Annotated in this window: 16 protein-coding genes; 10 read left to right on the forward strand and 6 right to left on the reverse strand. The window is 70.2% G+C overall.

What is annotated here, in order from left to right; genetic code table 11:
- Nucleotides 1-23: 23 nt before the first annotated feature.
- Genes AC1RLW_RS02735 through AC1RLW_RS02750 form a run of 4 tightly spaced genes read left to right on the forward strand, consistent with a single transcriptional unit; the run spans nt 24 to nt 2,149 of the window.
- Complete coding sequence (locus AC1RLW_RS02735; protein ID WP_493192147.1) at nt 24-941, forward strand: helix-turn-helix domain-containing protein; 918 nt, start codon at nt 24-26, stop codon at nt 939-941.
- A complete protein-coding gene (locus AC1RLW_RS02740) occupies nt 920-1,279 on the forward strand; it encodes a VOC family protein (protein WP_493192148.1) in 360 nt (119 codons plus the stop codon). Before AC1RLW_RS02735 ends, AC1RLW_RS02740 begins: the two co-directional genes overlap by 22 nt.
- A gap of 19 nt (nt 1,280-1,298) precedes the next feature.
- A complete protein-coding gene (locus AC1RLW_RS02745; RefSeq protein ID WP_493192149.1) occupies nt 1,299-1,706 on the forward strand; it encodes an SRPBCC family protein in 408 nt (135 codons plus the stop codon).
- Nucleotides 1,703-2,149: a nuclear transport factor 2 family protein gene (locus AC1RLW_RS02750; protein WP_493192150.1), complete on the forward strand. Its 447-nt coding sequence runs from the start codon at nt 1,703-1,705 to the stop codon at nt 2,147-2,149. The genes AC1RLW_RS02745 and AC1RLW_RS02750 overlap by 4 nt, the downstream gene beginning before the upstream one ends.
- Here AC1RLW_RS02750 and pobA read toward each other — a convergent pair.
- Complete coding sequence (gene pobA / locus AC1RLW_RS02755; RefSeq protein WP_493192151.1) at nt 2,119-3,300, reverse strand: 4-hydroxybenzoate 3-monooxygenase; 1,182 nt, start codon at nt 3,298-3,300, stop codon at nt 2,119-2,121. The genes AC1RLW_RS02750 and pobA overlap by 31 nt on opposite strands.
- A 140-nt stretch (nt 3,301-3,440) precedes the next feature.
- Between pobA and AC1RLW_RS02760 the strand changes: the two genes are divergently transcribed.
- The 4 genes from AC1RLW_RS02760 to AC1RLW_RS02775 all read left to right on the forward strand — a co-directional run bounded on the left by AC1RLW_RS02760 (nt 3,441) and on the right by AC1RLW_RS02775 (nt 7,842).
- Nucleotides 3,441-4,211, forward strand: coding sequence for an IclR family transcriptional regulator domain-containing protein (locus AC1RLW_RS02760; protein ID WP_070060906.1), 771 nt, complete (start codon nt 3,441-3,443; stop codon nt 4,209-4,211).
- A 62-nt stretch (nt 4,212-4,273) separates the two neighbouring features.
- A complete protein-coding gene (locus tag AC1RLW_RS02765; RefSeq protein ID WP_447744639.1) occupies nt 4,274-4,933 on the forward strand; it encodes a response regulator in 660 nt (219 codons plus the stop codon).
- An 11-nt stretch (nt 4,934-4,944) separates the two neighbouring features.
- Nucleotides 4,945-6,273, forward strand: a complete 1,329-nt coding sequence (locus AC1RLW_RS02770) for an ATP-binding protein (RefSeq protein ID WP_493192152.1) — start codon at nt 4,945-4,947, stop codon at nt 6,271-6,273.
- Between the two features lie 87 nt (nt 6,274-6,360).
- A complete protein-coding gene (locus tag AC1RLW_RS02775) occupies nt 6,361-7,842 on the forward strand; it encodes a DegQ family serine endoprotease (RefSeq protein ID WP_493192153.1) in 1,482 nt (493 codons plus the stop codon).
- 15 nt (nt 7,843-7,857) lie between these two features.
- On the opposite strand, the gene AC1RLW_RS02780 is transcribed toward AC1RLW_RS02775, so the two are convergent.
- The 3 genes from AC1RLW_RS02780 to AC1RLW_RS02790 all read right to left on the reverse strand — a co-directional run bounded on the left by AC1RLW_RS02780 (nt 7,858) and on the right by AC1RLW_RS02790 (nt 11,449).
- The gene (locus AC1RLW_RS02780) at nt 7,858-9,696 is read right to left on the reverse strand and encodes a sensor histidine kinase (protein ID WP_390343578.1); all 1,839 of its coding nucleotides are present in this window, start codon (nt 9,694-9,696) and stop codon (nt 7,858-7,860) included.
- A gap of 28 nt (nt 9,697-9,724) precedes the next feature.
- Nucleotides 9,725-10,363: a response regulator gene (locus tag AC1RLW_RS02785; protein WP_159276685.1), complete on the reverse strand. Its 639-nt coding sequence runs from the start codon at nt 10,361-10,363 to the stop codon at nt 9,725-9,727.
- Between the two features lie 108 nt (nt 10,364-10,471).
- Nucleotides 10,472-11,449 carry a helix-turn-helix transcriptional regulator gene (locus AC1RLW_RS02790; protein WP_493192154.1) on the reverse strand — a complete coding sequence of 326 codons (978 nt, stop codon included), beginning with the start codon at nt 11,447-11,449 and terminating at the stop codon, nt 10,472-10,474.
- Between the two features lie 91 nt (nt 11,450-11,540).
- Here AC1RLW_RS02790 and AC1RLW_RS02795 point away from each other — a divergent pair, with 91 nt between their 5' ends.
- The gene (locus tag AC1RLW_RS02795) at nt 11,541-11,945 is read left to right on the forward strand and encodes a GFA family protein (protein ID WP_095745513.1); all 405 of its coding nucleotides are present in this window, start codon (nt 11,541-11,543) and stop codon (nt 11,943-11,945) included.
- Between the two features lie 67 nt (nt 11,946-12,012).
- A complete protein-coding gene (locus tag AC1RLW_RS02800; protein ID WP_062478117.1) occupies nt 12,013-12,426 on the forward strand; it encodes a PaaI family thioesterase in 414 nt (137 codons plus the stop codon).
- Here AC1RLW_RS02800 and AC1RLW_RS02805 read toward each other — a convergent pair.
- On the reverse strand, nt 12,423-12,965 hold the full coding sequence (locus AC1RLW_RS02805; protein ID WP_493192155.1) for a GrpB family protein: 543 nt from the start codon (nt 12,963-12,965) through the stop codon (nt 12,423-12,425). The genes AC1RLW_RS02800 and AC1RLW_RS02805 overlap by 4 nt on opposite strands.
- Nucleotides 12,962-13,828, reverse strand: coding sequence for an alpha/beta fold hydrolase (locus tag AC1RLW_RS02810; protein WP_369646853.1), 867 nt, complete (start codon nt 13,826-13,828; stop codon nt 12,962-12,964). The genes AC1RLW_RS02805 and AC1RLW_RS02810 overlap by 4 nt, the downstream gene beginning before the upstream one ends.
- Nucleotide 13,829 lies beyond the last annotated feature (1 nt).

Here is a 13,829-nt window from a genome sequence, read left to right on the forward strand (position 1 = left end):
ATCGAAGGGCGACGAAAGTCATCATGCGTGTCACCACCGAGCTGCAGACCGACGCGATCCGCGTCTCGACCTACCGCTGCGACGCGGGCGTCGGCGCGGCGCCGTTCACCGAGATGCACGAGACGCACTCGGTCTCGTACGTGCGCAAGGGCAGCTTCGGCTGCCGCGCGCTCGGCCGCGACTACGAGCTGGTGGCCGGCGCGGTGCTGGTCGGCGCGCCGGGCGACGACTACGTCTGCACCCACGAGCACTTCGCCTGTGGCGACGAATGCCTGTCGTTCCACTTCTCGCCGGGCTTCGTCGACCTGATCGGCGGCGACCGGCGCAGCTGGCATGCCTCGGCGTTGCCGCCGCTGCCCGAACTCATGGTGCTGGGCGAACTCGCGCAGGTCGCGGTCGAAGGCGGCAGCGACGTGGGCCTGGACGAGCTGGGCATGGGCTTCGCCAGCCGTTTCCTCGACGTGGTGAAAGGGCGCGGCAAGCCCGCGGCGGCGGCGCCGTCGGCCACGCCGCGGGACCGTCGCCGTGCGGTCGAGGCCGCGACCTGGATCGAGGCCCACGCCGCCGGTGAGATCGGCCTGGAAGACGCGGCCGCCCAGGCGGGCCTGAGCGCCTTCCATTTCCTGCGCCTGTTCTCCCAGGTGCTCGGCGTCACGCCGCATCAGTACCTCGTGCGCTCCCGGCTGCGCCGCGCGGCGCGCCTGCTGGCGGACAGCGACCTTCCCGTGACCGAGGTCGCCTTCGAGGCCGGCTTTGCTGACCTGAGCAACTTCGTGCGCACTTTTCACCGTGCGGCCGGCGTGTCGCCGCGCGGTTTCCGGCTCGCTGCCAAGGGCGACCGCAAGATTTTCCAAGACCGCCTGGCCGCGCTGCTTCACGATGACCGCTTGATCCACCCTTCAAGCAGGAAGTCATCGCCATGTACGACCACATCGGACTGAAAGTCAAAGACCTCGCCGCGAGCCGGCGCTTCTACGAAGCCGCGCTCGCGCCGCTCGGCCACGTGCTGGGCTCCCACGACGACAGCTACGTCGGCCTCGGCCCGGCCGGCGAACCGGCGCTGTGGCTCTATGCCGCGAAAGGCGCCAAGGGCCCTGGCACGCACATCGCGTTCCGCGCGCCCGACCATGCCGCCGTCGCCGCCTTCCACAAGGCCGGCTTGAAGGCCGGCGGCACCGACAACGGCGGCGCAGGGCCGCGCGCCGACTACAGCCCGACCTACTACGCGGCCTTCCTCATCGACCCCGACGGCAATAACGTCGAGGCCGTCTGTCCCTGACACGAAAGGCATCGACCCCATGGCCACCGTCTACAAGGAATTCATCGTCGAGCGCGATGCGGCGCAGGTGTGGGACGCGCTGCGCGATTTCGGCGCCGTCCACACGCGCCTCGCGCCGGGCTTTCTCACCGGCTGCGAACTCGACGGGCAGGGCGCCCGCATCGTCCACTTTGCCAATGGCCTCGTGGCGCGCGAGCTGCTCGTGGCCCTCGACGAAGAGAACCGCCGGCTGGCCTACACCGTGACCGACGGCAAGGCCACGCACCACCACGCGTCGGCCCAGGTGTTCGCGCACGGCGAAGGCCGCGCGCGCTTCGTCTGGATCACCGACGTGCTGCCCGACGGGCTCGCGGCGTACATCGAACCCATGATGGCGCAGGGCGGCGCCGCGATGAAGCAGACGCTGGAGAAAGCCAACGCACGATGAGTACGCCGACAAGCCCTGCCGCGAGCGAGATCCGGGCGGTCGTGCAGCGCTACGCGCAGGCGTGGGCCACCAACGACCTCAAGGCCATCGTCGACTGCTACCACGACGAAGTCGTCTTCCACTACTTCGGGCGCAGCCCGCTCGCGGGCACGCACCGGGGCAAGGCGGCCTGCCTCGCGGTGCTCAAGCAGGTGAAGGAACGAACGAACCGCCGGCTGGTCGCGATCCGCGACGTGCTGGCCGGCGAGCATTTCGGGCTGATCGTCGCCGTCGAGCAGTTCGAGCACCAGGGGCGCCCGGTCGAGCTGGAGCGCCAGCTGCGCTACGCCGTGAAGGACGGCAAGCTCAGCGAATGCTGGATCTACGACGAAGACCAGCGCTGGGTCGACGAGATGCTGTCGTCGCCCGCCGCTCAGAAGTCCTCGAGCGGCAGCCCCACGTAGTTTTCCGCCAGCGCGGTCGACGCCGCGCGCGAGTGCACGAGGTAGTCGAGCTCGGCTTCCTGGATCTTCTGGCCGAAGGCGCCCGTCTCGGGAAAACGGTGCATCAGCGAGGTGAACCACCACGAGAAGCGCTCGGCCTTCCAGACGCGGCGCAGGCACAGGTCGGAGTAGCGGTCCAGCGCCGAAGCCGACTTCTCGTTGTAGAAAATCTCCAGCGCGCGCGACAGGTACCCCACGTCGGCGGTCGCGAGGTTGAGCCCCTTGGCGCCGGTCGGCGGCACGATGTGCGCCGCGTCGCCGGCCAGGAACAGCGAGCCGAAGCGCATCGGCTCGGCCACGAAGCTGCGCAGCGGCGCAATGCTCTTTTCGAGCGACGGGCCCGTCACCAGCCGTTCACGCGCTTCGGGGTCGAGGCGCGCGCGCAGCTCGTTCCAGAAGGCTTCGTCGCTCCAGTTCTCCACCTTCTCTTCGGTCGGCACCTGCACGTAGTAGCGCGAGCGCGTGGCGCTGCGCATGCTGCACAGCGCAAAGCCGCGTTCGGTGTTGGCGTAGATGAGTTCGTGCGACACCGGCGGCACGTCGGCCAGCACGCCGAGCCAGCCGAAGGGGTAGACCTTCTCGTAGGTCTGGATCGCGTCGGCCGGCACGCTGGCGCGGCTCACGCCGTGGTAGCCGTCGCAGCCGGCGATGAAGTCGCACTCGATCTCGTGCGTCTGGCCGTCTTTCTCGTAGCGAACGCGCGGCTTGGCCGAATCGAAGTCGTGCAGGCTGACGCTGGCTGCGCTGTAGATGGTGGTGAGGCCTTCGGCCGTGCGCGCTTCCATCAGGTCGCGCGTCACCTCGGTCTGGCCGTACACCGTGACCTGCTTGCCGCCCGTGAGGCCATGCATGTCGATGCGATGGCGCGCGCCCTTGAACAGCAGCTCGATGCCGTCGTGCGGCAGGCCCTCGGCCTTGGCACGGGTGTCGACGCCCGCGCGCGCCAGCAGGTCCATCGTGACCTGTTCGAGCACGCCGGCGCGGATGCGGCCCAGCACGTAGTCGCCGCTCTGGCGCTCCACGATGACGTTGTCGATGCCTGCCTTGTGCAGCAGCTGGCCGAGCAGAAGGCCGGCGGGGCCTGCGCCGATGATGGCGACCTGGGTGCGCATGTTCGTGTCTCCGAAAGGGTTTTGCCAAGCGTAGGGCGCGGCCGGCCGGTTGGGGCGGCGGCTGGCGAGGCTCTGTGCGATCATGCGAACGCGTGCGCGATCATCGCGCAACACTTCTTCAGCAGACCGATCCACGACGAATGACCATCGCCCGCGCCGACTTCATCGAGGGCATCGCCAAGGGGATGGCGGTGCTCGAAAGCTTCGACACCGAGCGCCAGCGCCTGAACGCCACGCTGGCGGCCGAGCGCGCCGGCCTCACGCGCGCCGCCGCCCGGCGCCACCTGCTCACGCTGGCCCACCTGGGCTACCTGGAAACCGACGGCAGCTACTTCTGGATGGCGCCGAAGGTGCTGCGCTTCTCCGGCAGCTACCTGGCCTCGTCGCGCCTGCCGCGCGCGCTGCAGCCCACGCTGAACCGGCTCGCGGCGCAGACCGGCGAGTCGTTCTCGGCCGTGGTGCTCGACGGCGAAGAGGTGGTCATCGTCGCGCGCAGCGGCAGCTACGGCACGCCCACGCGCGTGCTGGCCTACGGCCTGCACCTGGGCGCGCGCCTGCCGGCCCACGCCACCTCGACCGGGCGCGTGCTGCTGGCCGCCATGGCCGCCACCCAGCTCACGCAGTGGCTCAAGGGCCGGCACCTGGCACGGCTCACGCCGCACACCATCACCCAGGCGCGCGCGTTGCGCCAGCGCATCGCGCAGGTGCGCAAGGACGACTACTGTTTCGCCAGCGAAGAGCACGAGCTCGGCGTTCAGGCGCTGGCGGTGCCGCTGCGCGACATGCAGGGCCACACGGTGGCGGCGCTCAACGTGGTGCTGTCGGGCACGCGCTACCAGGAAGAGACCTTGCAGCGCGAGATGCTGCCGCTGCTGTTCGAGGCGGCGCGCGAGGTGCGCTCCCTCCTGTGAACTGAGGTGCGCTGAACTTTCAGCTTCGACGCGGCCTCGAACCTCCGACAACGGACACCACCATGCGACTCCTGCTTCTCGAAGACGACGTGATGATCGGCGAGGCCGTGCTCGACCTGCTGCGGGCCGAGCAGTACGCGGTCGATTGGGTGAAGGACGGCGACGCCGCCGAATCCGCATTGCGCACCCAGCAGTACGACCTCGTGCTGCTCGACCTGGGCGTGCCGCGCCGCGACGGCCTGGAGGTGCTGCGCGCCCTGCGTGCGCGCAAACAGCGCATGCCGGTGCTGATCGCCACCGCGCGCGACTCGGTGCAGCAGCGCATCGAAGGCCTCGACGCCGGCGCCGACGACTACGTGCTCAAGCCCTACGACCTCGACGAACTGCTGGCCCGCATCCGCGCCTTGCTGCGGCGCGCATCGGGGCGCGCCGAGCCGGTCTACGAGCACATGGGCGTGAGCATCAACCCCGCCACGCGCGAGGTCGCGGTGAATGGCGATCCGGTGGTGCTGTCGGCGCGCGAGTGGGCCGTTCTCGAACCGCTGCTGGCCCGCCCGGGCATGGTCCTCTCGCGCGCCCAGCTCGAAGAAAAGCTCTACGGCTGGAAGGACGAGATCAGCAGCAACGCGGTCGAGGTCTACGTGCACGGCCTGCGCAAGAAGCTCGGCGCCGAACTCATCCGCAACGTGCGAGGCGTCGGCTACATGGTGCCCAAGGCATGATGCGCCGCGTGATGCGATGGACCGGATCGCTGCGCGCGCGGCTGCTGGTGTTTTTGCTCGCCGCCATCGTGCTCGCGGCCGGCGCGCAGGCGCTGGTGGCCTACCGCACGGTGCTGAAGGAAGCCGACGACATCTTCGACTACCACATGCAGCAGATGGCGCTGTCGCTGCGTGCGGGCCTGCCGCCGAGCGCGGCCGTGGGCGGGCTCGGCGGTGCGGAGCAGAACTTCGATTTCGTGGTGCAGGTGTGGACGGTCGACGGCGTGCGCATCTTCGAGTCGGCCGAAGAGGCCGCGCTGCCGCAGCTCGCGGTGCTGGGCTTTGCCGACGTGCGCGCCCGCGGCACGACCTACCGCGTGTTCTCGATGCAGACGCGCGGGCTGGTGATCCAGGTGGCGCAGGACATGGCGGCGCGCCGCCACATGGCCGGTTCGCTCGCGCTGCGCACCATCGTGCCCGTGGCGCTGATGGCGCCACTCCTGATGCTGGTCGTGTGGTGGGTGGTGAGCCTGTCGCTGGCGCCCGTGGCGCGCGTGCGCCGGCAAGTGGCCTCGCGGCAGGCCGACGACCTCTCGCCCGTGAGCGAAGAGAACCTGCCCGAAGAAGTGCGCCCGCTGGTGCAGGAACTCAACCTGCTGTTCGGCCGCGTGCGCCATGCCTTCGACGCGCAGAAGCACTTCGTGGCGGATGCCGCGCATGAACTGCGTTCGCCGCTGGCGGCGCTCAAGCTGCAGGTGCAGGGCCTGCAGCGCGCGCCCGACGACGCGGCGCGCACGCTGGCCGTGAGCCGGCTGTCGGCCGGCATCGACCGTGCCACGCGCCTGGTCGAGCAGATGCTGGCGCTGGCCCGTCACGAGGCCAGCGTGGCCGCAGGTGCGAAGCCTGAGCCGGTCGACCTGGCCGAGGTGGCGCGCCTGGCGATCTCCGACGCGGTGGCGGCTGCGCAGGCGCGCCACATCGACATCGGCGTGGCGCAGTCCGACGCGGGCGCGACCGTGAGCGGCCAGCCCGAAGCGCTGCGGATGCTGCTGCGCAACCTGATCGACAACGCCGTGAAGTACACGCCCGAGGGCGGGCGGGTCGACGTCGGCCTCGTGAAGCGCCCCGACGCGGTGGAACTGCGCGTGGACGACAGTGGCCCGGGGCTGCCCGAGGCCGAGCGTGCGCGCGTGCTCGACCGCTTCTACCGCTCGGGCGAACCGCAGGCGCCGGGCAGCGGGCTGGGGCTGGCCATCGTGAAGTCGATCGCCGACCTGCACGGCGCCACCGTGGCGCTTGAAGAGTCCCAAAGCCTCGGCGGGCTGTGCGTGCGGGTGACGTTCACGCCCCCCAAAGAGTGAACTCCACTTAAGCGACGCCTAAGTCAAGGCCGCGACATTCCTTTCATCGTGTTTGCGCTCCGGCGCAGGATTGAAAGGAATCGAAGAATGAAAACCGCCCTGACTTCCCCCCGTGCCCTCGTGATCGCGCTGGCCGCAGCCGGTGTGATCGGTGCCGTCGGCGCCGGTGCCTACACCAGCGCCCGCGCCGTGGGCGCCCCGGCCACCACCGCCGCCGTGGCCGCGCCGGCCGCGATGGTCACCTTGCCCGACTTCTCGACCATCACCTCGCGCGACGGCCCGGCCGTGGTCAACATCAGCGTGACCGGCACCGAGAAGGCTCCGGACGACGACACGATGGCGCAGCTGCAGGGCATCGACCCGGACGATCCGATGTTCCAGTTCTTCCGCCACTTCCAGGGCCAGATGGGACCGCGCGGCCAACAACAGCAGCGCGCCGTGCCGGTGCGCTCGCAGGGCTCGGGCTTCATCGTGGACCCGAGCGGCATCATCATGACCAACGCCCACGTGGTGAAGGACGCGAAGGAAGTCACCGTCAAGCTGACCGACCGCCGCGAGTACCGCGCCAAGGTGCTGGGCGCCGATGCCAAGACCGACATCGCGGTGCTCAAGATCGACGCCAAGAACCTGCCGGTGCTCGCGCTGGGCAACACCAAGGACCTGAAGGTCGGCGAATGGGTGCTGGCCATCGGCTCGCCCTTCGGCTTCGAGAACACCGTGACGGCCGGCGTGGTGAGCGCCAAGGGCCGCTCGCTGCCCGACGACAGCTACGTGCCCTTCATCCAGACCGACGTGGCCGTGAACCCCGGCAACTCGGGCGGGCCGCTGCTCAATGCGCGCGGCGAGGTGGTCGGCATCAACTCGCAGATCTACAGCCGCAGCGGCGGCTACCAGGGCGTGTCGTTCGCCATTCCGATCGACGTGGCCGTGCAGGTAAAGGACCAGATCGTCGCCACCGGCAAGGCCACGCATGCGCGCCTGGGCGTGGCGGTGCAGGAGGTGAACCAGGCTTTCGCCGATTCGTTCAAGCTCGACAAGCCCGAGGGCGCGCTGGTCTCGAACATCGAGAAGGGCGGCCCCGGCGACCATGCCGGCCTGAAGGCGGGCGACGTGATCCGCAAGGTCGACGGCCAGGCCATCGTGTCGTCGGGCGACCTGCCGGCCGTGATCGGCCAGCAGGCGCCGGGCAAGAAGGTCACGCTCGAGGTGTGGCGCCAGGGCGAGCGCCAGGAGCTGCAGGCCAAGCTCGGCGATGCCAGCGACAAGCCGGCGCAGGTGGCCAAGGCCGACAACACGGCGGGGCAAGGCAAGCTCGGCCTGGCGCTGCGCCCGCTGCAGCCGCAGGAACAGCGCGCGGCCTCGGTCGACGGCGGCCTGCTGATCGAGGACGTGGCGGGCCCGTCGGCGATGGCCGGGGTGCAGGCCGGCGACGTGCTGCTGGCCATCAACGGCACGCCGGCCAAGAGCCTCGAGCAGGTGCGCCAGGCGGTGGCCAAGGCCGACAAGTCGGTGGCGCTGTTGATCCAGCGCGGCGAGGACAAGATCTTCGTGCCGGTGCGCCTGGGCTGACCGACCCGTGCGCGCTCAGGGCAGCGCGCAGGGCCAGTCGAGCGACACGCGCGTGCCGCCGGCCTGCGCGTCGGCCCGCTCGATCTGCAGCCGCGCCCCGATGGCCTGCGCCCGCGAACGCATGTTCGCCAGGCCGTGGCCTCCGGGGCGTTCGTTCGCCGGCAGCCCGCGGCCGTTGTCGGTGAGCACGATGCGCACCAGCGGCGGCGTCTGCTCGCCGTGCCAGCCGACGTGCATCACGATGCGCGTGGCGCCCGCATGCTTCAGCACGTTGGTGAAGGCCTCGAGCAGGATGCGTTGCAGCTGCAGCGCGGCCTGCGCGGCAAAGGGCGCGAGCGTGGGGATGAGGGCGACGTCCCACACCAGCTCGATGCCGGCCGCGTCCAGCCGGGGCTGCAGGCGGTAGCGCAGCGTGGCCAGCACGGTGGTCAGGTCGTCGTGCATGGGCTGCAGCGAATCGACGGCCATGCGCATCTCGTCGAGCGCCAGCTTCACGTGCTCCTCGACCACGTCGCGGTCGGGCGCGGGCTGGTTCACCACGTTGAGCAGGCCCACGAGCTGCGAGCCGACGCCGTCGTGGATCTCCCGCATGATGCGCTGGCGCTCCAGCAGCACGGCCTGTTCCTCCTGCTGCTTGCGCACGGTTTCGAAGGCGCCGCGCAGCTGCTCTTCGCGCTCGGCCACGCGGGCGGCGAGGTTGGCGTTCAGCGAGCGGTAGTCGGCCACGGTGCGGCTGTAGCGCTCCACCACGAGGCCGGCCAGGATCATCACGAAGAAGAAGATCGCGTGCGAGGTGAGCGTGTAGTAGGCGCCGCCGAACAGGCCCATGCGCACCAGCAGCAGGTCGTGCGCGCCCGCCAGGATGGCCAGCGTGCCCGCCGCCATCAGCACGCCAGCGATGCGCCGCCGCGCCACCAGCGCGCCGTGCACCACGTAGGGCAGGCAGATGGTGCTCGTGACCTGCAGGATCGCCAGCCCCGTGGTCCACAGCGCCGGCAGCGCGAAGGCGAAGGAGGCGCAGGCCAGCACCACCGACAGCGCCAGCGCCCCGTAGATGGAGCGCACCAGCCAGGGCGGGTTGCGGTCGAGCACCAGCAGCACGAAGCGCGCGATCAGCCCGATGTGGCAGGCATAGCAGACCGCCACCACGGCGCCCCACAGCGGCCAGGGCACGGGCCCTTCGGTCAGCACGCGGTCGAGGTTGCGCGCCACGCCCGAGAGCGCGGCCAGCGCGAAGCAGCCGTAGAGCGCATCGCGCTGGCGCAGCCACAGCCCGGCGGCCAGGCCGCCCATCAGCAACAGGCTCACGGCGTAGACGATGGCCGAGGTGTTGCGCCAGTTCTGCTGCGAACGGTGCAAGGGGGCCAGGGAGGCTTCGGGGCCGTAGAGCACGCTGGCCAGTCCGCCGCCGCGCTGGCGCTGAATGGTGGCCTGGATGAGCAGCTCCTGCGGCTGGCCGTCGCCGCGCCGCAGGGCGGCGGCCAGCGGGATCAGCAGGTTGGCCTTGCCGGCGTCGTAGGCCGGATCACCGAGCACGCCGTAGTTGGCGACCAGCGCGCCGTTGAACCACACGGCGGCCTGGTTGCCCAGGCCCGACATCAGGAGTGCTTGGGCGTCGTCCGCGCGGGCGGCGTCCGGGGGCAACACGATGCGGTAGCTGGCCTTGCCGCCGCGCCCCGGAAACTCGTGGTCCCAGCGAAAGGGCAGCGCCACCTGCCGCACCTGCATCGGCAGGCCGTCGGGTTCGAGGCTGGCTTCGGCCCAGTCCACGTCGGTGGTGCCCGGCGGGGTGGCCGCATGGGCGAAGGGGGCTGCGAGCACCAGCCACAGCAGCAGTTGCAGCACGGCTTGCATGCGGGAAAAGACGGGGCGGTTCACGCGGCTAGGAAAGCCGGCCTGGAGGGCGGGTCGCCAACACGGCGTCCGAGGGTGGGGGCGCATCCAGCTTGCCGTAGATGTTTCTGATATGGGTTTGAACCGTCGATGCGGAGACTCCCATCTGCGCGCCGATTTCGGCATAGGTGAAACCACGAGACACCCGGTCGAGCACTTCGGCCTCGCGCGACGAGAGGTGCCCGGGCGCGCCGTCGGAGGCCTGCCAGCGGCGCAGCAGCTGCCGCGCGATGCCCGGCGGCAGCGGCGAGCCGCCCGCGCCCAGGTGGCGCAGGTGCGCCGCCAGGTCGGCCTCGGTGCCGTCCTTGAGCAGGTAGCCGCGCGCGCCGGCCTCGAAGGCCTGCACCATGTGGGTCTCGTCGCCGAAGATCGTCAGCACCATCACCGCGCAGGCCGGCTGCATGCGGCGGCATTGGCGGATCACCTGCAGGCCGGGGTGGTCGGGCAGGCCGAGGTCGACCAGCAGCACATCGACCGGGTTGTCCGTGAGCCAGTTCAGGATGTCGACCGCGTTCGAGGCGCTGAAGGCCAGCGCCAGCGCGGGGTCGGCGCCGATCACGCGGGCGATGCGCTCGCGCATGCCGCTGTCGTCCTCGACCACGGCGACCTGGGTGGCGGTCAGGGGCATGGCAGGCTTCCGCAGGCGAGACCGGGGCCGAGGCGCATGGGCAGATCCGTTTCCGTTCGGAGGTTGCAGGTGCCGCAAGCCTATCGGCCGGTATGGGGCGAGCCCATCCTATAGACGGGGGATGGGGGTACCCTGCTGGCGCGCGATGGTGTCCAGCCGTGTGGCGACGCGCGCCACGTGCTGCACCAGTTCGGGAGGCGACTCGATTTCGATGTCGTGGCCCAGGCAGCCCAGCCACACGGCCAGCGCGTCGAGCGAGCTGGCGCCGGTGACGACGCGTGTGCGGTCCGCGTCGAGGGCTTCGGGCACGCCGCCCACCCAGCCCAGGTGCGGTTCCAGCGCCGCGAGCGGGGCATGCACGATCACGCGTGCGTGGTGCAGGTAGGGCGAAACCTTGAGCGCGTGTTCCATGTAGGCCTCGACGTCGCCCAACGGCAGGCGGCGCGCAGTGAAGCGCGCACCCGTCGGTTCGGCGTCGACGATGCGGTCGAGGCGGAAGGTGCGCCAGTCCTGGCGCGCCGTGTCCCAGGCCAGCAGGTACCAGCGCTGGCCGGTCTGCACCACGCGGTGCGGCTCCACGGTGCGCGCCGTGGCCGTCTGGTGGTGGTCCTGGTAGCCGAAGCGCAGCTCGCGCCGCTCGGTGCAGGCTTCGGCGAACATCGACACCGCCTTCACGCGCACGCCCGACTTGCTGCGCATCACCGGCACCACCGAGGCGCGCACGCTGCCCAGGCGGCGCTGAAGGCGCGGCGGCATCAACTGGTCGAGCTTGGCGAGGGCGCGCATCGACGCGTTGCCGATGTCGCCTTCGCCCGTGCCGGCATGGCCGAGCGCCAGCGCCACCGCAATGGCTTCTTCGTCTTCCAGCAGCAGTGGCGGCAGGGCACTGCCCGCGCCCAGCCGGTAGCCGCCGGCCACGCCCGAGGTGGAGTCGACCGTGTAGCCGAGGCTGCGCAGCCGGTCGACGTCGCGGCGCAGCGTGCGCTCGGTGATCTCCAGGCGCTCGGCCAGGGCGGCCCCGGTCCAGGCGCGCTGGGCCTGGAACAGCGCGAGCAGGCGAAGCAGGCGGGCGGAAGCGGACAGCATGGGCCGCATCATGCCTGCGATCGAGGACAGAATCTGTCCGCAATGGGTCGTAGCCTTGGATTTCCTCCACTCGTTTCCACGGACACCGACCATGAAGAAGACCTATCACGGCAGCTGCCACTGCGGCAAGGTGCGCTTCCAGGCGCTCATCGATCTCGCCGCGGGCACCGGCAAGTGCAACTGCTCGATCTGCATGAAGTCGCGCGGCTGGGGCGCCATCGTCAAGCCGGCCGACTTCACGCTGCTGTCGGGCGAAGAAGACCTGTCGAGCTACCAGTTCGGCTCGTTCAGCGCCGAGCACCTGTTCTGCCGCCATTGCGGCGTCAAGTCCTTCGGGCGCGGCAACGTGCCGGAGATCGGTGGCGCCTACGTCAGCGTGAACGTCTCCTGCCTGGACGACGCGACGCTCGAAGAGCTGTCCACCGCGCCGGTGCGCTACATGGACGGTCGCCACAACAACTGGTTCGAGGTGCCGGCGGAGGTGCGCTACCTCTGAGGTGACCGATGGCCCCCACGCTTTCGGCAGAGAATGCCCGTTGCTTCACCTGCTGCGAACGAAACCAATGAACGACGAACTCGAAGCCCGCATCCGCTCGGGCCAGGCGCTGTCCGAATCGATGGGCAACTTCCACGTGACCGGCTGGGACGCCGAGCACAAGACGCTGAAGGCCGCCTTCACCGTGCGGCGCGAGTACTGCCACACGAACGGCACGATCGCCCAGGGCGGCTTCATCACGGCCTGGCTCGACGCTGCGATGGCCCATGCGGTCATGCACGACACCGAGCAGGCGCAGACGGTCTTCAGCCTGGAGATCAAGGTGAGCTTCTACGAGAAGGTCGGTCCTGGCGAAGGCCGCGTCGAGGGGCGTGTGATCCGGCGCGGGAAGCGCGTGGCGTTCCTCGAAGCCGCGCTTTACAACCCCGACGGGAAGCTGGCCGCAGAGGCCACGTCGACCGGGATACTGGCGAGCCTCTAGAGCCAGGCCTGCCCGACCTGGGCCTGTATCTCCCGGATCACCGCTTCCTTTTCCCGGTTGTAGACCTGCGGGTCGGCCGGGTCGATGCCGTGGGCGCGGTCCTTGGCTTCTTCGTACTTCTGGCGCAGGTCCGGGCGCCGGTCGAGCACTTCCATGAAGGCCAGCGAGTCCACGTGCACCGGGTCGCCGCGATGGCAGATGTGCAGGTTGAGGTTGAACCTGCGCCCGCCGTGCAGCACGGACGCGCAGACGTAGGGCTTCTCGTCCGTGTCGACCCACACCGGGCGGCGGTGAAATCCGAGCGCTTCGAATTCCGACTGGGCCCTGCGCAGGTTCTCGCGCTGCGTGATCGCCGCGATGTCCACCATCGGCTTGCCCCGCAGTCCGACGATGGCCGTGCTCCCGATGTGCACGAGTTCCACGCCCTCGAGCTGCGCCTGCACATGGCGCTGCACCTGCGCGAACACCTCGGCGTACGCCGGGTCGTAGGGCAGGATGTGGCGCTGGTCCAGGCTCTCGTCGAAGGCGAGGAGCTTCATCGCACGATGCGCGCGAGCCAGGCCAGCAGCACGGCCACGACTTCGTCGCGGTTGGTCTCGTTGAGCGTCTCGTGGCGCGCACCGCCGAACACATGGCACGACACGTCGCGCAGGCCGGCGTCGCGGTAGCGTTGCACCAGCGGGTAGAACCACTCGGCCTTGTTGCTGACCGGGTCCTGGTCGCCGGTGAACAGGTACAGCGGCAGCTCGGGCCGGATGCGCGTCTGCATCGCGGCGGGCGTGAGTTCGTCGAGGCTGGCGAACATGGAGCCCATGCCTTCGGCCGACACGGTGAAGCCGCACAGCGGGTCAGCGATGTAGGCGTCGACCTGGGCCGGATCGCGGCTGAGCCAGTCGAAGGGCGTGCGCACGTCGGGCAGCGCGGCGTTCATGTCCTCGAGACGGAAGCCGCTTTGCAGCGCGCCGCCCAGCAGGTCGAGCGCCGTGGTGCCCGACAGCACCGCGCCCGACAGCAGTTCGCTGTGCCGCACCAGGTAGTACTGCGTGGCGAACGAGCCCATGCTGTGGCCGACGAGGACCAGCGGCAGCCCGGGGTGCTCGGCGCGCGCGTGGCGGCTGAGCAGCGCCATGTCGTCCACGAGGCCGGCGAATCCGCGCGGGCCGAACTCGCCGAGCTCGTCGCGCGCGGCGGCGCCGGGGCCATGGCCGCGGTGCTCGTTCGCGTAGACGACGTAGCCGGCCTGCGTGAGCGCGTCGGCCAGCGGCCGGTAGCGCAGCGAATGCTCGCCCATGCCATGCGCCAGTTGCACGATGGCGCGTGGCGCGGTGCCCTGCCAGCGGTGGGCCTCCACCGGATGGCCGTCGTTGGCGGTCAGTTCGAAGTGGGTCTCGGTGCTCGGCATG

Source organism: Variovorax sp. GW822-FHT04A09 (genome assembly GCF_058801005.1).

Excerpts from the sequence above, each read along its gene's own strand:
- AC1RLW_RS02785 (WP_159276685.1), bottom strand. The coding sequence starts at position 10,363 with ATGCCCCTGACCGCCACCCAGGTCGCCGTGGTCGAGGACGACAGCGGC.
- AC1RLW_RS02800 (WP_062478117.1), top strand. The coding sequence starts at position 12,013 with ATGAACGACGAACTCGAAGCCCGCATCCGCTCGGGCCAGGCGCTGTCC.
- AC1RLW_RS02760 (WP_070060906.1), top strand. The coding sequence starts at position 3,441 with ATGACCATCGCCCGCGCCGACTTCATCGAGGGCATCGCCAAGGGGATG.
- AC1RLW_RS02795 (WP_095745513.1), top strand. The coding sequence starts at position 11,541 with ATGAAGAAGACCTATCACGGCAGCTGCCACTGCGGCAAGGTGCGCTTC.
- AC1RLW_RS02780 (WP_390343578.1), bottom strand. The coding sequence starts at position 9,696 with ATGCAAGCCGTGCTGCAACTGCTGCTGTGGCTGGTGCTCGCAGCCCCC.
- AC1RLW_RS02745 (WP_493192149.1), top strand. The coding sequence starts at position 1,299 with ATGGCCACCGTCTACAAGGAATTCATCGTCGAGCGCGATGCGGCGCAG.
- AC1RLW_RS02805 (WP_493192155.1), bottom strand. The coding sequence starts at position 12,965 with ATGAAGCTCCTCGCCTTCGACGAGAGCCTGGACCAGCGCCACATCCTG.
- AC1RLW_RS02810 (WP_369646853.1), bottom strand. The coding sequence starts at position 13,828 with ATGCCGAGCACCGAGACCCACTTCGAACTGACCGCCAACGACGGCCAT.
- AC1RLW_RS02765 (WP_447744639.1), top strand. The coding sequence starts at position 4,274 with ATGCGACTCCTGCTTCTCGAAGACGACGTGATGATCGGCGAGGCCGTG.
- AC1RLW_RS02775 (WP_493192153.1), top strand. The coding sequence starts at position 6,361 with ATGAAAACCGCCCTGACTTCCCCCCGTGCCCTCGTGATCGCGCTGGCC.
- AC1RLW_RS02735 (WP_493192147.1), top strand. The coding sequence starts at position 24 with ATGCGTGTCACCACCGAGCTGCAGACCGACGCGATCCGCGTCTCGACC.
- AC1RLW_RS02790 (WP_493192154.1), bottom strand. The coding sequence starts at position 11,449 with ATGCTGTCCGCTTCCGCCCGCCTGCTTCGCCTGCTCGCGCTGTTCCAG.
- pobA (WP_493192151.1), bottom strand. The coding sequence starts at position 3,300 with ATGCGCACCCAGGTCGCCATCATCGGCGCAGGCCCCGCCGGCCTTCTG.
- AC1RLW_RS02750 (WP_493192150.1), top strand. The coding sequence starts at position 1,703 with ATGAGTACGCCGACAAGCCCTGCCGCGAGCGAGATCCGGGCGGTCGTG.
- AC1RLW_RS02740 (WP_493192148.1), top strand. The coding sequence starts at position 920 with ATGTACGACCACATCGGACTGAAAGTCAAAGACCTCGCCGCGAGCCGG.
- AC1RLW_RS02770 (WP_493192152.1), top strand. The coding sequence starts at position 4,945 with ATGCGATGGACCGGATCGCTGCGCGCGCGGCTGCTGGTGTTTTTGCTC.